Origin of the sequence: Vibrio sp. T3Y01, from assembly GCF_013114525.1 — a bacterium.
Classification (GTDB): domain Bacteria; phylum Pseudomonadota; class Gammaproteobacteria; order Enterobacterales; family Vibrionaceae; genus Vibrio; species Vibrio chagasii_B.
This window is the reverse complement of sequence record NZ_VTXJ01000009.1, coordinates 39,843-57,571: the sequence shown is the minus strand read 5'-3', so window position 1 is coordinate 57,571 and position 17,729 is coordinate 39,843. Positions and strand designations below refer to the sequence as shown.

The following is a 17,729-nucleotide window of genomic DNA, read 5'->3' as shown; positions in this document are numbered from 1 at the left end:
TATTCTCGAGCGAGTAATTAGATAACTCGAGAGAACTGCTGTTGGCGAGCCTTAGCACGCAAGTATTTATCGAAACACATACAGATGTTACGAATCAACAGACGACCACGAAGCGTTACACGGATTTCCTTGTCGTCTACCTCAACCAAGTCATCGTTGATGAAGGTTTGCAGAAGCTCTAAGTCTTCTTTGAAGTAGCGATTAAAATCAACAGCGAACTCAGATTCGATCATCGTCTTGTCGAGTTTGAAGTTACAGATCAGCTGCTTAATCACTTCACGACGCAGTAAATCATCGTTATCGAGTGCTACACCTTTCCAAAGCGCATGGCGAAGGTCATTCACTTGAGCGTAGTATTTCTTCAGCTCTTTTTGGTTTTGCGCGTAAGAGTCACCCACCATAGAGATAGCCGACACACCAAAACCTACTAGGTCACATTCGCCCTGAGTCGTGTAGCCTTGGAAATTACGGTGCAACACACCTTCACGCTGCGCCACTGCTAGCTCATCTTCAGGAAGTGCGAAATGGTCCATACCGATAAACTGGTAACCAGCACCCGTTAGCGTCTCGATAGTATCTTGCAAGATCGCCATCTTCTCTTCAGCTTTTGGCAGGTCTTCATCTTTAATCTTACGCTGCGCCGCAAACAGTTGTGGCATGTGAGCGTAGTTAAATACCGATAGACGACCCGGTTTCATCTCAAGCACTTGCTTCAGCGTTTCAGCGAACAATGCTTGAGTCTGCTTCGGTAGGCCGTAAATCAAATCTAGGTTCGTTGAACGGAAGCCAAGCTCTTTAGCACGCTGAACCATAGCGACGATGAACTCTTCATCTTGCTCACGATTAACCAGCTTTTGCACTTCTTTATTGAAATCTTGAACACCGATACTCAGGCGGTTGAAGCCTTCGTTGCGCAGGTGATCCAGCACATCGAGTTCAATCTCACGTGGGTCAACCTCGATGCTGATCTCAGCGTCAGCAGTGAAGTTAAACTCATCACGTAGAATCATCATTAGACGCGTGATTTGTGTCTTGCTTAGGAAGGTTGGTGTACCACCGCCGAAGTGCAATTGAGTCACTTCGCGACCATTCAATAAAGAAGCACGTTGGCGGATTTCATGCTCAATCACATCTAGGTACTCGTCCGCTTTGTGCGAGTGACGAGTAATCACCTTGTTACAACCACAGTAGTAACAAAGCTTATGGCAGAACGGGATATGCACGTAAAGCGACAGTGGACGCTCTGGGTATTGCGTACACGCCATGTCGTAATCAGAGACGGTAAACGCTTCATGGAACTCCAACGCAGTTGGGTATGAAGTGTAACGAGGTCCCGAATAGTTGTACTTGTTTAAGATTTCTTGGTCCCAAACGATTTGCTGATTCGTTGTTACTGGCTTGCTCGACATAGCGGTACTTCCAATTTAGATCCGCGAGAACGTAGGCTCTCTCAAATCAATTTACATACATTAAAATATAGACGGGTTATTTTGCCACACGACCTGTAAGGTCGTTTCAAGACAAAATCCATTTTCTAGATAAAAACTCAGAACTGCTAGCTTGATCACTAACAATGCACCGGAATACAGAGGCGCAAAAGGTAAGAAGGCTCATTTAGCTCTCGGGTTAAAGATAATTCATCTTAAAAACACCGGTAGTAAACAAGCCTCTATATTTAATAGTCTTAGTGACTAGATCATCTGGATGTTGATTTGGTTATTAAGAGGCTTAACCTTCTCTTGCAACCTTTTCAAATCTTCGATGACTGCATCGTTCAAGCGAGCCTCTGCCTTGTGGCGTGTGAGATTCTGCTGCATGCGCTCTTTCTTTGTCAGTTCCTGCCTTTCTTCTCCGCGCGCCATATCTTTAACAATATGGTACAGCTCGGAAAGGGCCGGATATTCTGCGTCAAGGTCGACACGCTCATCTCCCTGAACATTATCCATGATGATACACACTCGGATACTGATCTCAGGCAAATCACACTGGCCTTGAATACCCGCAAGACACAAAGTATTTACGTTTTCGTAAATCGTCGCGTTACGTTTTTCAATCGCTAGTGCTTGATGCTGCTTTTGCAACTCCGTCTGCTTCTTCACTTGAAGTAGAAGGTAACCTGCGTAAGAGCCCAAGCCGAGAATGATAATTCCACCAGCAATTGCTAATAAGGTTACGTTCATTGGCTATTAACCTTTAAAGCTGTCTAAGTCGATGTCTTCGAACTGAGATAACAAGTCTTCGTCAGAGCTTGCTTTCTTTTTCGATACAACGGGTGCTTCTTCGAAGATTTCTTCTTCATCGTCTTCTGGCTCTAGCAAACCTAAACGGCCCATTAGGTGCTCAATGCGATCAAGCTTCTCATCAACGAACTTCTGTAGACCAGCACCTAGGTTTTCACCATTTTCGATACGGTCTAGTAGTGTGTTCAGCTGTGGATCATTCTCAAGCATCTCTAACTCTTGCTCGTTAGATAGCTTACGCTCTTGCTTAGTCAGCTTCTTCACTGGTTCAACGATCAGTGGGATTTTTTTCTTGCTACCTAAACGTGGGTCGCGATCTTGTGCAGCTTTACGCTGTTTTGCTTCGCTACCATCTGAGTGGCGGCTACCCGATTTTAGGCCCTTGCGCTTTTTAATACGCTTACGTTCACGGCCTTCAACGTCAGATTCGCTACGGTTACGAGTAACGATAACTTCAGGAGCACCATATGCTCCCGGCTTTCTAGATTTTTTACTACGGCTCATTACTGGGTCTTCCTCAGTAAAATTACATCATTTCCAATAAATTCGAGTTCGAGCTTATCCCGCTCAGCCAAAAACTGGAATGTTTGACGACTAAAGAAGACGACATGTGTCGGGTCATTCTTATAGTGCCAACCAGCAAACGCGTCCACGTCTATTACTAGCTTGGTCATCAGACCAATCCAGCCCTTGGGCTTAACTAAATTCAACCATTGCTGCCACACCTTATCTGGGTGGTAAAGATGTTCTATCACCTCGGTGGCAGTCATAAAGTCATACGTTTTCTCCAGCACAGAAGTTTCTGGGTGGTAGTAAATATCGTATAACTCCATGGTGTGTCCGGCTTCTTCTAACATAATAGATAGCGTGGGGCCTGGGCCACAACCAAAATCCAACCCGTGTGAGTTAGATGAAATTTTGTCTGTTAATGGATCCGCGATGCGAGATAAAAAGCGGCGATAACCAGCATCACTGGGATCGTTCTCATGAAGATCATAGTGCGCTTTCTCTTCGTTTGCTTCTAACCTTTGATCTGGTTTTACAAATACCAGCTCACATTGCTGACACTGCAGATAGGCTCTGCGTTTGTCTTCAAAATAGTGATTCACGCCATGGTGATGGCATAAGGGACAAGTATACATAGCACATCCTTAAACAGGGATGCGAAACATACCAGAAACTGCGTTTATAGTGGAGAGGTATTGGGTGTTTTTTCATCAAATCAATAAAAAAAGCGATAGGAAAACCTATCGCTCTCTAAATCTGCCTATATCGGCCAAAATTTGCATACTCAACTTGGTACACAAATCTCCATTTGTTATTGGTGCTTTCCATGCCAAATTTGTTTGTTGTTCATCGTCCTGATGAGTTTTGGCTATCCTTTTCTAACACCTTGTTGCTGGGCTGTCCTAGCCTGATCCGTTTCTGTCTATACCGTTAGACTAGATGATCATCCATATCTAAGTCAGCTCCTAGCTGATGGCGGTTACTTTACCGTGTTACAAAAAGACTACAATAGTGCGACTTCACACTTTCGCACACAAATTGATCACACATAGATAAATTAGAAATAAAAAGACAAAGCATCACCAATATCTATTAAATAGAACTTAAAAAAGAAAACGCCCCAATCATTTCTGATCAGGGCGTCTTCTTCAATCTCGCTCGAACGTACATTTCTTCACTCTGGCTAAGAGCGAGAAACCGACAAATTAGTGTAGACCACCAACGTACTTCGATAAGGTATCAATTTCTGCGTCTGTTAACTTTTTAGCTACATCACGCATCATCGCATTCATGTCGTTATTACGGCTACCATCGCGGAATTTTTCAAGTTGAGCCTTGATGTATTCTGCGTGTTGACCTGAAATCTTAGGGAAACCTGACAGCTCGGTGCCGTTACCACGAGGGCCGTGACAAGCGATACACGCTGTTAGGCCGCGCTCTGCGTTGCCCGCTGTGTAAAGTACCTTACCTTCATCAACTACGTTTTCAGGTGTAGAGTTGTTAGAGATAGGTAGAGATGCGTAGTATGCCGCTAGGTCAGCCATATCTTCTTCAGATAAAGGCATCGCCATTGCACCCATTACAGGTTCATAACGACCTTGCTTACCACCACTCGTCATACCTAGCTTAAGCTCCTTTAACTGCTTCTCTAGGTACTTCTCATGTTGACCAGCCAACTTAGGGTACTGAGTGATCAGACTGTTGCCGTCAGCACCGTGGCAGGCAACACATGTTTGTGATTTGGCTTTACCAGCTTCAATACTACCTTGAGCCCATACTGAGCAGCTGGCTAAAAGACTCAAAATTAGCGCTAATTTCTTCATGACATTCCATTATAATTATCAAGCTTCCAGTACCACTCTATGTTGCCACTCATGGTACAATAGGCGACCTTATGCCGAGCACGGTTATTTTACACAAATTCACAAAAAAGTAATCAATCGACTACACAAAGTCGAGATGGAGTTAACAGTGAGCGTAAAAATTCATTATCAAAACACGCATTTCATTACCAGTGCACCTGATATTCGTCACTTACCAGAAGACGAAGGGATCGAAATTGCGTTTGCAGGACGCTCCAATGCTGGTAAATCTAGCGCGCTAAATCGCGTTACCAACCAAAAAAGCTTAGCGAAAACCAGTAAAACACCTGGTCGAACTCAGCTTATTAACCTATTTAAGGTAACGGACGGTTGTCATATCGTCGATTTACCTGGATACGGTTTTGCTCAAGTACCGCTTGAGATGAAGAAAAAGTGGCAGAAGTCGCTAGGTGAATACCTACAAAAACGTGAATCGTTAAAAGGTTTGGTGGTATTGATGGACATTCGCCACCCGATGAAAGACCTAGACCAACAAATGATTTTCTGGGCCATTGATAGCCGTATTCCAGTACAAGTACTGCTAACTAAGGCCGATAAGCTGAAACAAGGCGCGCGTAAAGCACAGCTGCTGAAGATTCGCAAAGATGCAGAGTCTTTCGGTGGTGATGTCGCCGTTGACGTATTCTCTTCATTGAAAGGCATTGGTGTTGACCAACTGCGTAACAAGATGGATGAATGGTTTGCTCCAGCGCTTGCTGAACAACTCATCGACGAGCTAGAAAACGAAGAGCACAACGATTCAGAGTAACCTCTCTATATAGAGGGAACACATAGCGAATCGATCGCGACTTCAACAGATCGTACCTTATCAATACCCTGCCTTATATAGGTGGGGTATTTTTTTGTCTATAAATTAGCGGTTTAAACTCAAAAACCGAGAATAAAAAGCAAGATAAACCCGTTACAAACAACAGAAGTGAACCATACTAAAAGACAAACTTTTATAAACAGTACAATGAGAAAGGAACACTCATGTGGAAAATACCCCTAGTCACAATGGCACTGATAATGGTTTCATTTTCAGGGTTCGCCTCTGAAGCAGACACAACAGAAACTCCGCTGATCAACGTTGATATGACCTTAGACTTAGATGGTATGGAGAAATATGCTCAAGATGCGAGTGAGTCTCTTGAGGTAATATCACAATCGCTGCAGGCAATCTTTAATAACCCTAACCTTAGCGACGAGCAACAACTGGCGCTTAATCAAACGGTTGAAAGCATCAACAAACTTGCCGATACAACCAAGACCTCGCTCCATCAACTGCCACAAGCCTTAGACCAATCTCGCGTTGCCTTTAAGCAGACAAGCCAAACGCTGCTCGATGATATCCAAACCAAGATCATCATTGCGTTGGTTGCCGTTGTCGGTGTGATTATTATCGCCCTAACCGCGATTTATCTACTGATCTTGAAGCCAATGCAGCAAACCTTGGTAAAGGCGACCAGCAATATCTCCTCAATGGCGCAGTCCATACAGATCACCGCCGAAGCCCTCAAGTACAGCACAGAAAAACAACAGCAAATCATGGACTACATTGAGCATTCACCCACTCAATGCACTGATAAATAGGGCGCGAGCGATCAATCCTTTATCGGTAACTTGTAAAATAAAAGTTATTTCAAATGATAAAACAATCATTTTATGTGTGGATTTAAATTACCAATTGCTGATTGAATTCCAAATTCACCACGAATGAAAGAGAGAAAGAAGACACGTAAAAAGCGTAATAAAAGAACTAGAAATGGGGCGTTTTTCAGGGGAGTTGTAGGGTGGAAATATTTTTCTTTCGCACAAGAAAAAACGCCCCAGTCAAATACTGACTGGGGCGGCTGAATCAGCCTAATCCAATAACGTGAAACAAAAGGTCTGAAAGATAGAACATCTTACCTCTGTACCCTACGAGATTTAATGTACAACAATTGCTCAGAAATGAAAACAATTTTTGTAGTTTTTTTTCATGAATGTTTTATTAAAACACCTAAACTCTTTTCCCAACCTGACTTTATTTGAGACAAAAAAAAGCCAGTGTTTGTGCACTGGCTCATACTAATTTGCTCAATAAGGTCAAAAACTGATTAGTGGGCTTGATCCCAGTTATCACCGTGGCCAGCTTCCGCCACCAACGGTACTTCTAGCTCAGCAGCAGATTCCATCAATTCTTGTACTTTACTTTCAATTTCGGCTAAAGATGACTCTTCCACTTCAAATACCAATTCATCGTGTACTTGCATCAGTAGCTTAACTCGACCATCACCTTCCGCTTGAATCCACTCATCAACCAACAACATCGCTTTCTTGATGATGTCTGCCGCTGTGCCTTGCATTGGCGCATTGATCGCCGCACGCTCAGCTGCCTTACGACGCATACCATTACGCGATTGGATTTCAGGTAGGTGCAGACGACGACCGTAAATGGTTTCAACGAAGCCCTGCTCTGAAGCAGCACTACGCGTGTCTTCCATGTACTGCATCACACCAGGGTAGCGCTCGAAGTAAGTATCCATGTAGTGCTGTGCTTCACCACGAGGAATACCGAGCTGCTTAGCCAAGCCAAAGGCACTCATGCCGTAGATAAGACCGAAGTTAACCGCTTTAGCACGACGACGTTGCTCAGAAGTCACATCCTCAATATTAACGCCAATGATCTCAGCTGCCGTTGCCGCGTGGATATCTTTTCCTTGTTGGAAAGCTTCCAGAAGCGCTTTATCTCCCGATAGGTGCGCCATGATACGCAATTCAATTTGAGAGTAATCGACCGCTAGAATCTTCCAACCATGCTGTGCAACGAATGCTTGGCGAATACGACGGCCTTCTTCATTACGAATTGGAATATTCTGTAAGTTTGGATCGGTCGAAGACAAACGACCTGTCGCCGTTACCGCTTGATGATACGAGGTGTGAACACGACCCGTTTCCGCATTGATCATCTTCGGCAGCTTGTCTGTGTAAGTAGACTTCAGCTTCGCCAGACCACGATACTCAATGATCAACTTAGGTAGCGGGTAATCTAACGCCAATTCCTGTAGTACTTCTTCATTGGTTGAAGGCGAGCCAGATGGCGTTTTCTTGATAACAGGCAGGCCCATTTTCTCAAACAGAATCGCTTGCAGCTGTTTCGGCGAGTTCATGTTGAACTCTTGCTCGGCAATCTCGTAAGCTTTTTGCTCTAACTCATCAAGACGAACCGCAATCTCTTGTGACTGTGCACCTAGCAACATGTCATCGACGAATACACCGGTACGTTCAATGCGAGACATGACTGGAATCAGCGGTACTTCGATCTCTTCATAAATCGCTTTTAGCTTTTCATCTTGCTCGATATTTTCCATCAAGCGGTTATGCAGACGCAGTGTTACGTCAGCATCTTCAGCCGCATATGGAGACGCTTCACCCAACTCAATCTGGTTGAACGTCAGTTGTTTCTTACCTTTGCCCGCAATCTGCTCAAACGAGATGCAGCTGTGTTGTAAGAAACGTAGCGCTAAGCTGTCCATGTCATGTTTACCGCCAACGCTATTGAAAACGTAAGACGCTAGCATGGTGTCATGCTTAATGCCTTTCATCTCGATACCGTAGCGCGCTAAAACGCTCATATCGTACTTGAGGTTTTGACCCACTTTAGCCTGTGCATCATCTTCAAGAATCGGCTTCAGCTGTTCTAGTACCCAATCACGATCCAGTTGCTGTGGTGCGTCTAGGTAGTCATGAGCAACCGGTACGTAGGCAGCAACGCCTTCTTCGGTTGCGAATGATAAGCCAACCAGGTTAGCCACCATGTAATCTAGGCTGTCTGTCTCAGTATCAAAAGCAAACACCTCTGCCGCTTTCAACTTCTCTAGCCAAGCGTTGAAACTCTCTTCATCAAGAATGGTCTCGTACTTGCTACGATCAATCGTCACTGCTGAAGTGTTCATTTCAACGGTTGAGGTTGCCGATGCACCACTGCTGCGTACAGCGCCCGATTTCTCATCGGCTTCAACTACGCCAGTACCGCCCTCAAGAAGCTCATTCAGCCAAGATTTGAAGACCAGTTGACCATATAGCTTAATTAGCTCATCGGTGTTTGGTTGGGTTTTTACGAGTGACTCTGGTGTCTCTTCAAGTTCAACATCCAGTTTAATCGTCGCCAGTTGGTAAGACATTTCAGCGTTGTCTTTATTGTCGATAAGCTTCTTAGCCATCGTCTTAGAACCACGGAAACCAAGCGCTGCAATATCATCTAGGTTCTGGTACAACTTCTCGATGCTACCAATGCCTTGTAGTAGAGCAGTTGCTGTTTTGTCACCAACACCTGGAACGCCAGGAATGTTATCCACTTTATCGCCCATCAGTGCAAGGTAGTCGATAATCAGCTCAGGTGGGATGCCAAACTTCTCTATCACGCCTTCGCGATCCATCACCACGTTGGTCATGGTATTGATCAAAGTAACGTTGTCATCAACCAGCTGCGCCATATCTTTATCGCCAGTACTGATCAAAACCGGCATGCCCGCTTTAGATGCTTGAGAAGCCAGCGTACCAATCACATCATCCGCTTCAACGCCTGGGATCGAGATAAGTGGTAGACCCATTGCGCGAATCACGTTGTGCAAAGGTTCGATCTGACAACGTAGATCATCCGGCATAGGTGGACGATTAGCCTTGTACTCTGGGTACATGTCATCACGGAACGTCTTTCCTTTTGCATCAAAAATAACCGCAATACGATCAGAAGCAAATTGACGCATCATGCTGCGCAGCATGTTAACTACACCGTAAACCGCGTTAGTCGGGATATCACCATTGCTCATGGTGCCAGGGTAAGCATGAAACGCGCGATATAAGTAAGAAGAGCCATCGATCAGAATCAATGGATTATCAGGAATACGAGCCATAATGTTTGTGTATCCAGTAAGTACAGAAATTATCTGTTAAGAATGCCACGTCTGTTGGTTGGATTCCACGTTGTCGATCCGTATCCGTTCACTCGGTTGTGTTCGATATAATCAATTTGTTGTTATTTTTTGTTCTTAGACACAGGCGTTCTGTGGATAACTCTGTTTATATTATTTATCCACCCTGTTGAGAACTAAGACAGATAGAGCAAAAAACATAACCAAACCATTGAAAATAAAGTAAAAATTTACAGATCGAACAGATGATCAACGATCTTTTTAAGATCTTGCGTTGTGGAAAAGAATGCTGATGGCGTTTTATTCATAAAAATACGTGCTACTAAATATGCATCCTGTTGAAATGGTAGGCATAAAAAAAGCGACACCCGAAGATGTCGCCTAGCAAAAACCGGTAAAGCCATTCAAATTGAATACCACAGCTTTACCTAAAAGCTATAAATTACACTGGAAGCAATGTGAGCAATGTCGTGTCAAAAAGAACTTAGTACAAGTTCGCGAGAATTCTGTTGGGTAACCAAGTTGATACTTGATTACTTAACATCCTTGTGAACATTTCCTCATTCCCTAAGACAGGTTTAATAATAATGATTCTCATTTAATAGTCAACCACTAAATGATAATAAATCTCATTTAATTTCATTTGACTGATTAATGCCAAGAATTCGAGACGTTACTTATGCCGATAGTTGCTTCACGAAATGAATACGATGCTCTCGAATATCCTCTTTTTCTTCCAGTTTTTCGATTTGGTAACCATTCCTCAGTAATAGGCGCAGCATAGCAGGAAACTGATTACGCGATTTCACTTTGAGTTGTTGGTAGCCTTGTTGTTTCACCCACTGTTCTTGCACATCTAATTGAGCCTGTGCGACTCCTTTGTTTCTAGCGAGCGGCGATACACCACCAAACCAACTGTAAAAAGTGTTCGGTTCCAATTCATAGCCGATCTTAAAACCCAGTAGCACGCCCGCTTCTTCCGCGACTAAAATCAAACTCTTTTTGCCTGATAAGCGTTGTGAAAGAGAAGCCACACTCTCTTTTTGAGCAAACTCGTCAATCTGCTCAACAACCGAAACCACTTCTTCCAGTGAGCCTTCACGTACGATGACTGACATACTTTCCCCCCTCATAAACGAAAGGGTTGGCACGACGGCCAACCCTTTAAATAATCTTTTAGCTTAAATTAAAGACGTTACTTTTCTCTTAGGTGCTCTGCGGCCTTTGCATTGTCTTCAGCTAGCCACTCAGCGACATCTTTAGCAAAGTAAGTTAGGATGCCATCCGCGCCAGCACGCTTAAAGCACAGTAGTGATTCCATTACTGTATCGCGCTCTTTCAGCCAGCCGTTTTGAATCGCCGCTTTGTGCATCGCGTATTCGCCAGACACTTGGTATGCATACGTCGGAGCTTGCAGCTCATGCTTCACGCGGCGCACGATATCTAGGTAAGGCATGCCCGGTTTAACCATCACCATGTCCGCACCTTCGTTAAGGTCCATAGCAACTTCGTGAATGGCTTCATCACTGTTTGCAGGATCCATCTGGTAGTTCTTCTTGTTACCACCTTTCAGGTTAGATGCACTGCCGACAGCATCACGGAATGGGCCGTAGTAGCACGACGCGTATTTCGCAGAGTACGCCATGATTTGAGTGTGAATGTGACCCGCTTCTTCTAACGCTTCACGAATCTTACCGATACGACCATCCATCATATCCGATGGGGCAACCACGTCAGCACCCGCTTCAGCGTGAGAAAGTGCCTGTTTGATCAGCACTTCTGTTGTCTCATCATTCATCACGTAGCCATCTTCATCGATGATGCCATCTTGGCCATGTGTGGTGAACGGGTCTAACGCGACATCTGTGATAACACCAATGTTCGGCACATGTTCTTTTAGTGAACGTACAGCACGCTGAACCAAACCTTCAGAGTTATGGGCTTCAGCCGCGCATAAGCTTTTAGCATCTTGGTTCACGACTGGGAATAGAGCAATCGCAGGAACACCCAATTTAGAAAGGTAATCCGCTTCCTCAAGCATAAGGTCGATCGACAGGCGTTCAACACCCGGCATAGACTCTACAGGCTCGCGGCGGTCTTTACCCATTAGGATAAACATTGGGTAGATTAGATCATCCACAGACAATTGATTTTCTGCCATTAGGCGACGGCTAAAGTCGTGCTTACGCATACGGCGCATACGGCGACCTGGGAATTGACCTTGAATTGAAACAGACACTAGATTCTCCTTGCCTAGTCTAAGTACCGAAATACTCAGATATGAAAAGTGCTAAATACAGGCAAAAGCATATCACTGATGGCTCAGGACGCTAGCAGTAAAATATAAAACCCACTCAAAAACAGGGAGAAATGGCAAAAAATGACCTTCTCCTCACACTGCCGTATACTCATGGCAACTCAGTAAAGACCGCATTCAGGACAAAACAATGATCGACACTCATGCTCATATTTACGCTAGCGAATTCGATGAAGACCGCGAACAGGTAGTGCAGCGCGCACTGGCTCAAGGTATTGATACGATTCTACTACCAAACATCGACCTAGAATCTATCGAGCCAATGCTAGCAACGGAAGCTCAATTTCCGGAAGTATGTCGTTCAATGATGGGCTTACACCCTTGTTATGTGGATGGAAATATTGAAGAAACGCTAAAGACCATTCGCGCTTGGTTCGATAAACGCGACTTTATCGCAGTGGGTGAAATCGGTATCGACCTCTACTGGGATAAAACCTTTAAAGCCGAACAAGAGATGGCTTTCGTTACCCAACTGCAGTGGGCAAAAGAGCTCGACCTGCCGGTGGTGATCCACACTCGCGATTCAATAGAAGAGACCCTGACTCTGCTAAAACAAGAACAAGACGGCAGCTTACGTGGTGTATTTCACTGCTTTGGCAGTAGCCTAGAAGAAGCTCAAGCGATCAATGCGCTCGGCTTCCACCTTGGTTTAGGGGGGGTGTCGACCTTTAAGAATTCAGGTATGGATAAGGTGATTCCACACCTTGATATGGACTTCGTTATCTTAGAAACAGACTGCCCTTACTTAGCGCCAGCGCCAAACCGTGGTAAACGCAATGAACCTGCGTACACAGAGTTAGTCGCAAAGCGCATTGCAGAGCTAAGAGGCATCACTCTAGAAGAGGTTGAAAAAATCACAACAGCCAACGCTAAATCATTGTTTAATTTATAAATAATATAGATAACCAATTTCTATTGTTTTCAATAAAATTCATTTGTTAAAACAGGGTGACATGTATATTATCAACCGCCTGCATATAGAGGTAGTTAATAATGTGTGACCACTCACAATACTTACAACGTCAGCATCGAACTCTATGGCATAAAGTCTTGGGCATTAAAGAGCTCTATGTATGTCAGAACTGTGGCTATCAGTTGAAAATTCGATAACGAAGAAGAATAAAAAAGCGGCCTAGGGCCGCTTTTTTTATTCTTTGATTTTTGCTGCAGAGCTCTGACTTACGATTCCGCTTCTTCTTCATCAGCATCAGGCTTACGCACATAAAAGCGAGCGAAGAACAGACCGATCTCAAACAGGATACACATTGGAATCGCCAACAGTGTTTGAGAAATCATATCTGGTGGTGTCAGCATCATACCGATAATAAAAGCACCCACGACAATGTAAGGGCGCTTCTCGGCTAGCGCTTTAGGTGTCGTTGCACCCGTCCAACACAACAAGATAATCGCCACTGGTACTTCAAAGGCAATACCAAAAGCAAAGAACAGTGCGAGTACAAAATCAAGATAACTCGATATGTCCGTCGCAAACTCTACCTGCCCTAACGAGATAGCCGTAAAGAAGCTGAATACCAATGGGAATACCACGAAGTAAGCAAACGCCACACCACAGTAAAACAACAGAGAACTTGAAGCCAAAAGTGGCATGATCAAGCGCTTCTCATGCTTGTATAAACCCGGAGCCACAAAAGCCCACACCTGATACAAAATAAACGGCACCGCAACAAACACAGCAGCAATTAACGTTAGTTTTAAAGGTGTGAAAAATGGCGATGCAACATCGGTTGCGATCATCGTCGCCCCTTCAGGTAGGCGATCTACCAAAGGTGCTGATACGAATTCATAAATATCATTAGCAAAATAAATTAGCCCGATAAACACCACTAAAACGGCAAGAATCGATCGTAGTAGTCGATTACGGAGTTCTAGAAGATGGCTAATTAAAGGCTGTGTCTGCTCAGTCGAAGACATTTCAAACCTCTTAAACAGGAAGATCGAAAAGGAGCCGCGTATATCTGGCGACCCCTCCTTGCGAGACTATTCGGCTTTTTTATCTGACGGTGCTGAAGCTTCACTGTTAACCTGAATGGTTTCAGATTCCACAGTTTCCGTGACACTAGGTGTAGTCTCACTCGGCTTATCAGACTCAGGCTTAGCGTATGGACGTTGAACTTCAGCAGCGGCCTGCTTTAGTTCATCGACTGACGCTTTAAGGTCTGGAGATAAATCTTCCATACCCATTTGTTCCGCCTTGCGTAGATTTTCTTGTAGCTCTTGCACCTTAAGCTCGTGAGAAAGTTCATCTTTCACACTGTTTGCCATACTTTTCGCCGCACCCACAAACTTGGATACACTGCGAATTGCTACAGGCAAACGCTCAGGCCCTAGAACCACTAACCCAACGACAGATATTAATACCAGTTCCCAAAAACCGATATCAAACACGATTTACGCCTGCTCTTTGTCTTTCTTTGTTTCAGCAGTCGCTTCTGTCTTCTGCTGTTCAATATTCTTTGGTTCGAAGTCTGCGTCTTTCTTGTCTGCAGGCTTTTCATCATCGCTCATTGCTTTCTTGAAGCCTTTAACCGCTGAACCTAAGTCACCACCCATACCGCGCAGTTTCTTCGTTCCGAATAGCAAAATTACAATTACAGCAATGATTAGAAGTTGCCAAATACTGATACCACCCATTGTCATTGTCCTCGGGTCTGTCTACACAAAAAAATATAAAGAGAGTCTACTGTCTAACGACGGTAAGCTCGCCAACTAAGCAGCCAAAATGTGACACCTGCGATGCCACAGCCCATAGATAGCTGCTCATAAGGGCTTGAAACTAATATTGCGGAGCATACGACTAAAGTGGCTCCAACGCCAAACAAAAACTTTCCAGTTGCTTGCTGACGCTTACTCTCTCGGTAACCTTGGTAAAGCTGATCCATTCTGTGGTTCATCGCTTTACCTTGGCGCAAGCTGTCATAAAGTAACTCTGGCAGCTCTGGCAGTTTTTCTGCCCAGAATGGCGCTCGCTCTTTCACTGCGTTAATCACAGCTTGCGGCCCCACCTGATTCATCATCCAAGTTTCAAGGAAAGGCTTTGCTGTTTCCCACAAGTCGAGTTGTGGATACAACTGACGACCTAACCCTTCAACATACAACAAGGTCTTTTGCAGAAGTACCAACTGAGGCTGAACCTCCATGTTGAAACGTCTTGCTGTATTAAATAAGTTTAGCAACACATGGCCAAATGAGATCTCACCCAGTGGCTTAGCAAAGATCGGCTCACACACCATGCGGATCGCGAACTCGAAATCGTTCACATTGGTATCGTGCGGTACCCAGCCCGAATCAACGTGCAGTTCTGCGACTTTACGATAATCTCGGTTGAAGAAAGCCAGCAAGTTTTCAGCTAAATAACGCTTATCTTCACTGTTGAGTGTGCCGACAATGCCACAATCGAGACCAATCCATTGAGGGTTGTCTGGATTCTCAGGGTTAACGAAGACGTTCCCCGGGTGCATGTCGGCATGGAAAAAGCTGTCTCGAAACACTTGGGTGAAAAATACTGTCACACCACGTTCCGCCAACAATTTCATGTTAGTGCCGTTGGCTTTTAAGGTCTCAACATCCGACACCTGAATACCGTAAATACGCTCTGATACCATCAAGGTTTCGCTGCTTAAATCAGGAATCACCTCAGGAACGTATAGCTCTTCGCTGCCTTCAAAATTACGACGCAGTTGAATGGCATTTGCAGCCTCTCGGCGTAGGTCCAATTCATCAAGTAAGGTTTTTTCGTACTCGTGAACCACCTCAACCGGTCTTAAACGACGTGCTTCAGGAAGCGACTTAGCGACTATACTCGCCATTCGATGCATCAGTTTTAGATCTGCATCAATCACCGGGCGAATATCTGGTCGAATTACCTTCAGAACTACCTCTCGGCCGTTCTCTTTTAACTTCGCAGTATGCACCTGAGCAATAGACGCTGAAGCAAGCGGTGTAATATCGAAGTCAGTAAACCAGTTGTCTAAACTGCCACCCAGTGCCTTCTCCATATCTTGCTTAGCCAGTTCACCATCAAACGGCGCCACTTGGTCTTGCAGCAATGCCAACTGGTCAGCGATATGAGGGGGGAACAGATCACGACGTGTCGACATCATCTGTCCAAACTTGATCCACACAGGCCCTAGCTCTTGCAAAGCCAGACGTAGACGATGCCCTAACTCTTTATCTTTGTGCTTGTTCTTAATCCAAAACAGTGACTTTCTCGCCAACAGAGGTGCTTTGGTCAATTGGTGCTCTGGCATCAATTCATCAAGGCCATATTCCAACTGTACCTTGATAATATGATAAAGACGTTTCAGTTCTGTTGGGGTCATGCTTTCTCCAACAGAGCGTTCAACTTAGCTTCAAGGCGTGCAGCTGAGCTTTTCACGTCGTCAACCTGATCGCAAAAATGTGCCACCTCTAATGGCGCTGGAGCGATCTTCCACTCTTCAGTCAGAACTTGAGCAACATGGTTTTGATGCTTAGTCGCCTGTTTTGCTACAAAGCCGCCAACGTTTTTAACGCCTTGGACCACGGTATGAGCCACCACATCACCTGTCACGCGAGACAGCCACTCTTCCAAGTCAGGTTTGCAGTCTGTCATCAGCTGAGAAAACTTCTGTGCCAACTGAATATCACCTTCCAAAATCAACTTATCTTGCTTGATAAGCTTAGTGATATTCGATTGCTCACGCAGTTCTGGCAATACGGATAGGTTCAAAGATAAGTAGCAATCAGGTTGCCCTTCGTACTCTGACAACACATCAATTTGTTGGCTGAAAACGAACGTAAGTGTTTTATTCAACTCTTTCAAATTGACTTGAATGATCTGCCCTTTTAAACGAGACAAACGACGAACCAGTGCTGGATCATCGTTTACTAGCGTATTCAAAGAAGTTTCAATAACCGCGGTTACCAATGGATCAAATGGCATGACTGTCCTTACCTTTGAAAACGGATAAGCCTTAACCTATCCGTTCTATCTTTATTCTTATTTTTTATCTAACACGCTCAAAGCGCTTGCTACCAAGTTCAACTAGAACTTGTAACCTCGGTGCAGCGCAACAATGCCACCCGTTAGGTTGTAGTATTTCGTATTCTCAAAACCAGCTTCTTGCATCATGCCTTCCAGCGTTTCTTGGTCTGGGTGCATGCGAATAGATTCTGCAAGGTAACGGTAGCTGTCTGCATCATTAGCAATCAGCTCACCCATTTTTGGCAATAGGTGGAATGAGTACGCATCATATACTTTTGAAAGTGGCTCAAGTACTGGCTTAGAAAACTCTAGAACCAATAGGCGACCGCCCGGCTTAAGCACACGGTACATAGAGCGAAGTGCTTTATCTTTATCGGTTACGTTACGCAGACAGAAGCTGATAGTAATGCAATCGAAGTAGTTGTCTGGGAAAGGCAGCTCTTCAGCATTCGCTTGTACGTAATGTACGTTGCCGACAATACCGCTATCACGCAGCTTATCGCGGCCAACATTCAGCATTGAATTGTTGATATCAGCAAGAACTACGTGGCCTTTTTCACCAACGATGCGCGAGAATTTCGCCGTTAGGTCACCAGTACCACCACCAAGGTCTAGAATACGTTGACCAGGGCGAACGCCACTGCAATCAATCGTGAATCGTTTCCACAAACGGTGAACACCACCCGACATTAAGTCATTCATGATGTCGTATTTAGCGGCTACAGAGTGAAATACCTCTGCTACTTTCGCGACTTTTTCGTCTTTCGCGACTGTTTCGAAACCAAAGTGTGTGGTTTCTGACTCTACTGCTGAATTTGTCTGCACGCTTGTGTCCATAATGCTGTTATCTACCATGGTAAGTTCTCATCGACAGCACACTCTGTGTTTAGAGGCGCTGCGGCC

17 protein-coding genes are annotated in these 17,729 nt (G+C 44.6%); 3 read left to right on the top strand and 14 right to left on the bottom strand.

Going from position 1 to position 17,729, the window contains the following annotated elements; translation table 11 throughout:
- Nucleotides 1-17: 17 nt before the first annotated feature.
- The 5 genes from hemN to F0232_RS11765 all read right to left on the bottom strand — a co-directional run bounded on the left by hemN (nt 18) and on the right by F0232_RS11765 (nt 4,570).
- Nucleotides 18-1,409 carry an oxygen-independent coproporphyrinogen III oxidase gene (gene hemN / locus F0232_RS11785; protein ID WP_008218481.1) on the bottom strand — a complete coding sequence of 464 codons (1,392 nt, stop codon included), beginning with the start codon at nt 1,407-1,409 and terminating at the stop codon, nt 18-20.
- Nucleotides 1,410-1,691: 282 nt separating this feature from the next.
- The gene (locus tag F0232_RS11780) at nt 1,692-2,180 is read right to left on the bottom strand and encodes a DUF2489 domain-containing protein (RefSeq protein ID WP_171750792.1); all 489 of its coding nucleotides are present in this window, start codon (nt 2,178-2,180) and stop codon (nt 1,692-1,694) included.
- A 6-nt stretch (nt 2,181-2,186) separates the two neighbouring features.
- Entirely contained in the window at nt 2,187-2,744 is a 558-nt protein-coding gene (gene yihI / locus F0232_RS11775) for a Der GTPase-activating protein YihI (RefSeq protein WP_008218484.1), read from the bottom strand.
- Nucleotides 2,744-3,382, bottom strand: coding sequence for a class I SAM-dependent methyltransferase (locus tag F0232_RS11770; RefSeq protein ID WP_032498331.1), 639 nt, complete (start codon nt 3,380-3,382; stop codon nt 2,744-2,746). Before F0232_RS11770 ends, yihI begins: the two co-directional genes overlap by 1 nt.
- Before the next feature lie 570 nt (nt 3,383-3,952).
- Nucleotides 3,953-4,570 (bottom strand): cytochrome c, encoded by a 618-nt coding sequence (locus F0232_RS11765; RefSeq protein WP_061033100.1) that lies wholly within the window; start codon nt 4,568-4,570, stop codon nt 3,953-3,955.
- A 148-nt stretch (nt 4,571-4,718) separates the two neighbouring features.
- Here F0232_RS11765 and yihA point away from each other — a divergent pair, with 148 nt between their 5' ends.
- A complete protein-coding gene (gene yihA, locus F0232_RS11760; protein WP_032498332.1) occupies nt 4,719-5,378 on the top strand; it encodes a ribosome biogenesis GTP-binding protein YihA/YsxC in 660 nt (219 codons plus the stop codon).
- A 224-nt stretch (nt 5,379-5,602) separates the two neighbouring features.
- A complete protein-coding gene (locus F0232_RS11755; protein ID WP_171750791.1) occupies nt 5,603-6,202 on the top strand; it encodes a GTP-binding protein in 600 nt (199 codons plus the stop codon).
- 506 nt (nt 6,203-6,708) lie between these two features.
- Here the strand turns inward: F0232_RS11755 and polA are convergent.
- The 3 genes from polA to hemB all read right to left on the bottom strand — a co-directional run bounded on the left by polA (nt 6,709) and on the right by hemB (nt 11,764).
- Entirely contained in the window at nt 6,709-9,507 is a 2,799-nt protein-coding gene (polA, locus tag F0232_RS11750; RefSeq protein WP_105057726.1) for a DNA polymerase I, read from the bottom strand.
- A 695-nt stretch (nt 9,508-10,202) separates the two neighbouring features.
- Entirely contained in the window at nt 10,203-10,643 is a 441-nt protein-coding gene (locus tag F0232_RS11745) for a GNAT family N-acetyltransferase (RefSeq protein WP_061033097.1), read from the bottom strand.
- Between the two features lie 77 nt (nt 10,644-10,720).
- Nucleotides 10,721-11,764, bottom strand: coding sequence for a porphobilinogen synthase (hemB, locus tag F0232_RS11740; protein ID WP_004741486.1), 1,044 nt, complete (start codon nt 11,762-11,764; stop codon nt 10,721-10,723).
- A gap of 208 nt (nt 11,765-11,972) precedes the next feature.
- On the opposite strand from hemB, the gene F0232_RS11735 reads away from it, so the two are divergent.
- Complete coding sequence (locus F0232_RS11735) at nt 11,973-12,734, top strand: TatD family hydrolase (RefSeq protein ID WP_008218500.1); 762 nt, start codon at nt 11,973-11,975, stop codon at nt 12,732-12,734.
- A gap of 287 nt (nt 12,735-13,021) precedes the next feature.
- Here F0232_RS11735 and tatC read toward each other — a convergent pair whose 3' ends face one another.
- The 6 genes from tatC to ubiE all read right to left on the bottom strand — a co-directional run bounded on the left by tatC (nt 13,022) and on the right by ubiE (nt 17,666).
- The gene (gene tatC / locus F0232_RS11730) at nt 13,022-13,774 is read right to left on the bottom strand and encodes a twin-arginine translocase subunit TatC (protein ID WP_102425553.1); all 753 of its coding nucleotides are present in this window, start codon (nt 13,772-13,774) and stop codon (nt 13,022-13,024) included.
- Nucleotides 13,775-13,840: 66 nt separating this feature from the next.
- Nucleotides 13,841-14,248, bottom strand: coding sequence for a Sec-independent protein translocase protein TatB (tatB, locus tag F0232_RS11725; RefSeq protein ID WP_004740982.1), 408 nt, complete (start codon nt 14,246-14,248; stop codon nt 13,841-13,843).
- Nucleotides 14,249-14,251: 3 nt separating this feature from the next.
- Complete coding sequence (gene tatA / locus F0232_RS11720) at nt 14,252-14,494, bottom strand: Sec-independent protein translocase subunit TatA (protein WP_008218506.1); 243 nt, start codon at nt 14,492-14,494, stop codon at nt 14,252-14,254.
- A 53-nt stretch (nt 14,495-14,547) separates the two neighbouring features.
- Entirely contained in the window at nt 14,548-16,182 is a 1,635-nt protein-coding gene (gene ubiB / locus F0232_RS11715; protein ID WP_102425552.1) for a ubiquinone biosynthesis regulatory protein kinase UbiB, read from the bottom strand.
- The gene (locus tag F0232_RS11710) at nt 16,179-16,784 is read right to left on the bottom strand and encodes an SCP2 domain-containing protein (RefSeq protein WP_061033093.1); all 606 of its coding nucleotides are present in this window, start codon (nt 16,782-16,784) and stop codon (nt 16,179-16,181) included. Before F0232_RS11710 ends, ubiB begins: the two co-directional genes overlap by 4 nt.
- Nucleotides 16,785-16,886: 102 nt before the next feature.
- Complete coding sequence (ubiE, locus tag F0232_RS11705) at nt 16,887-17,666, bottom strand: bifunctional demethylmenaquinone methyltransferase/2-methoxy-6-polyprenyl-1,4-benzoquinol methylase UbiE (RefSeq protein WP_032554326.1); 780 nt, start codon at nt 17,664-17,666, stop codon at nt 16,887-16,889.
- Between the last annotated feature and the right edge of the window lie 63 nt (nt 17,667-17,729).

Bases quoted from the DNA above. Each gene is read 5' to 3' on its own strand.
- hemN (WP_008218481.1), bottom strand. From the start codon at position 1,409: ATGTCGAGCAAGCCAGTAACAACGAATCAGCAAATCGTTTGGGACCAA.
- F0232_RS11780 (WP_171750792.1), bottom strand. From the start codon at position 2,180: ATGAACGTAACCTTATTAGCAATTGCTGGTGGAATTATCATTCTCGGC.
- yihI (WP_008218484.1), bottom strand. From the start codon at position 2,744: ATGAGCCGTAGTAAAAAATCTAGAAAGCCGGGAGCATATGGTGCTCCT.
- F0232_RS11770 (WP_032498331.1), bottom strand. From the start codon at position 3,382: ATGTATACTTGTCCCTTATGCCATCACCATGGCGTGAATCACTATTTT.
- F0232_RS11765 (WP_061033100.1), bottom strand. From the start codon at position 4,570: ATGAAGAAATTAGCGCTAATTTTGAGTCTTTTAGCCAGCTGCTCAGTA.
- F0232_RS11755 (WP_171750791.1), top strand. From the start codon at position 5,603: ATGTGGAAAATACCCCTAGTCACAATGGCACTGATAATGGTTTCATTT.
- polA (WP_105057726.1), bottom strand. From the start codon at position 9,507: ATGGCTCGTATTCCTGATAATCCATTGATTCTGATCGATGGCTCTTCT.
- F0232_RS11745 (WP_061033097.1), bottom strand. From the start codon at position 10,643: ATGTCAGTCATCGTACGTGAAGGCTCACTGGAAGAAGTGGTTTCGGTT.
- F0232_RS11735 (WP_008218500.1), top strand. From the start codon at position 11,973: ATGATCGACACTCATGCTCATATTTACGCTAGCGAATTCGATGAAGAC.
- tatC (WP_102425553.1), bottom strand. From the start codon at position 13,774: ATGTCTTCGACTGAGCAGACACAGCCTTTAATTAGCCATCTTCTAGAA.
- tatA (WP_008218506.1), bottom strand. From the start codon at position 14,494: ATGGGTGGTATCAGTATTTGGCAACTTCTAATCATTGCTGTAATTGTA.
- ubiB (WP_102425552.1), bottom strand. From the start codon at position 16,182: ATGACCCCAACAGAACTGAAACGTCTTTATCATATTATCAAGGTACAG.
- F0232_RS11710 (WP_061033093.1), bottom strand. From the start codon at position 16,784: ATGCCATTTGATCCATTGGTAACCGCGGTTATTGAAACTTCTTTGAAT.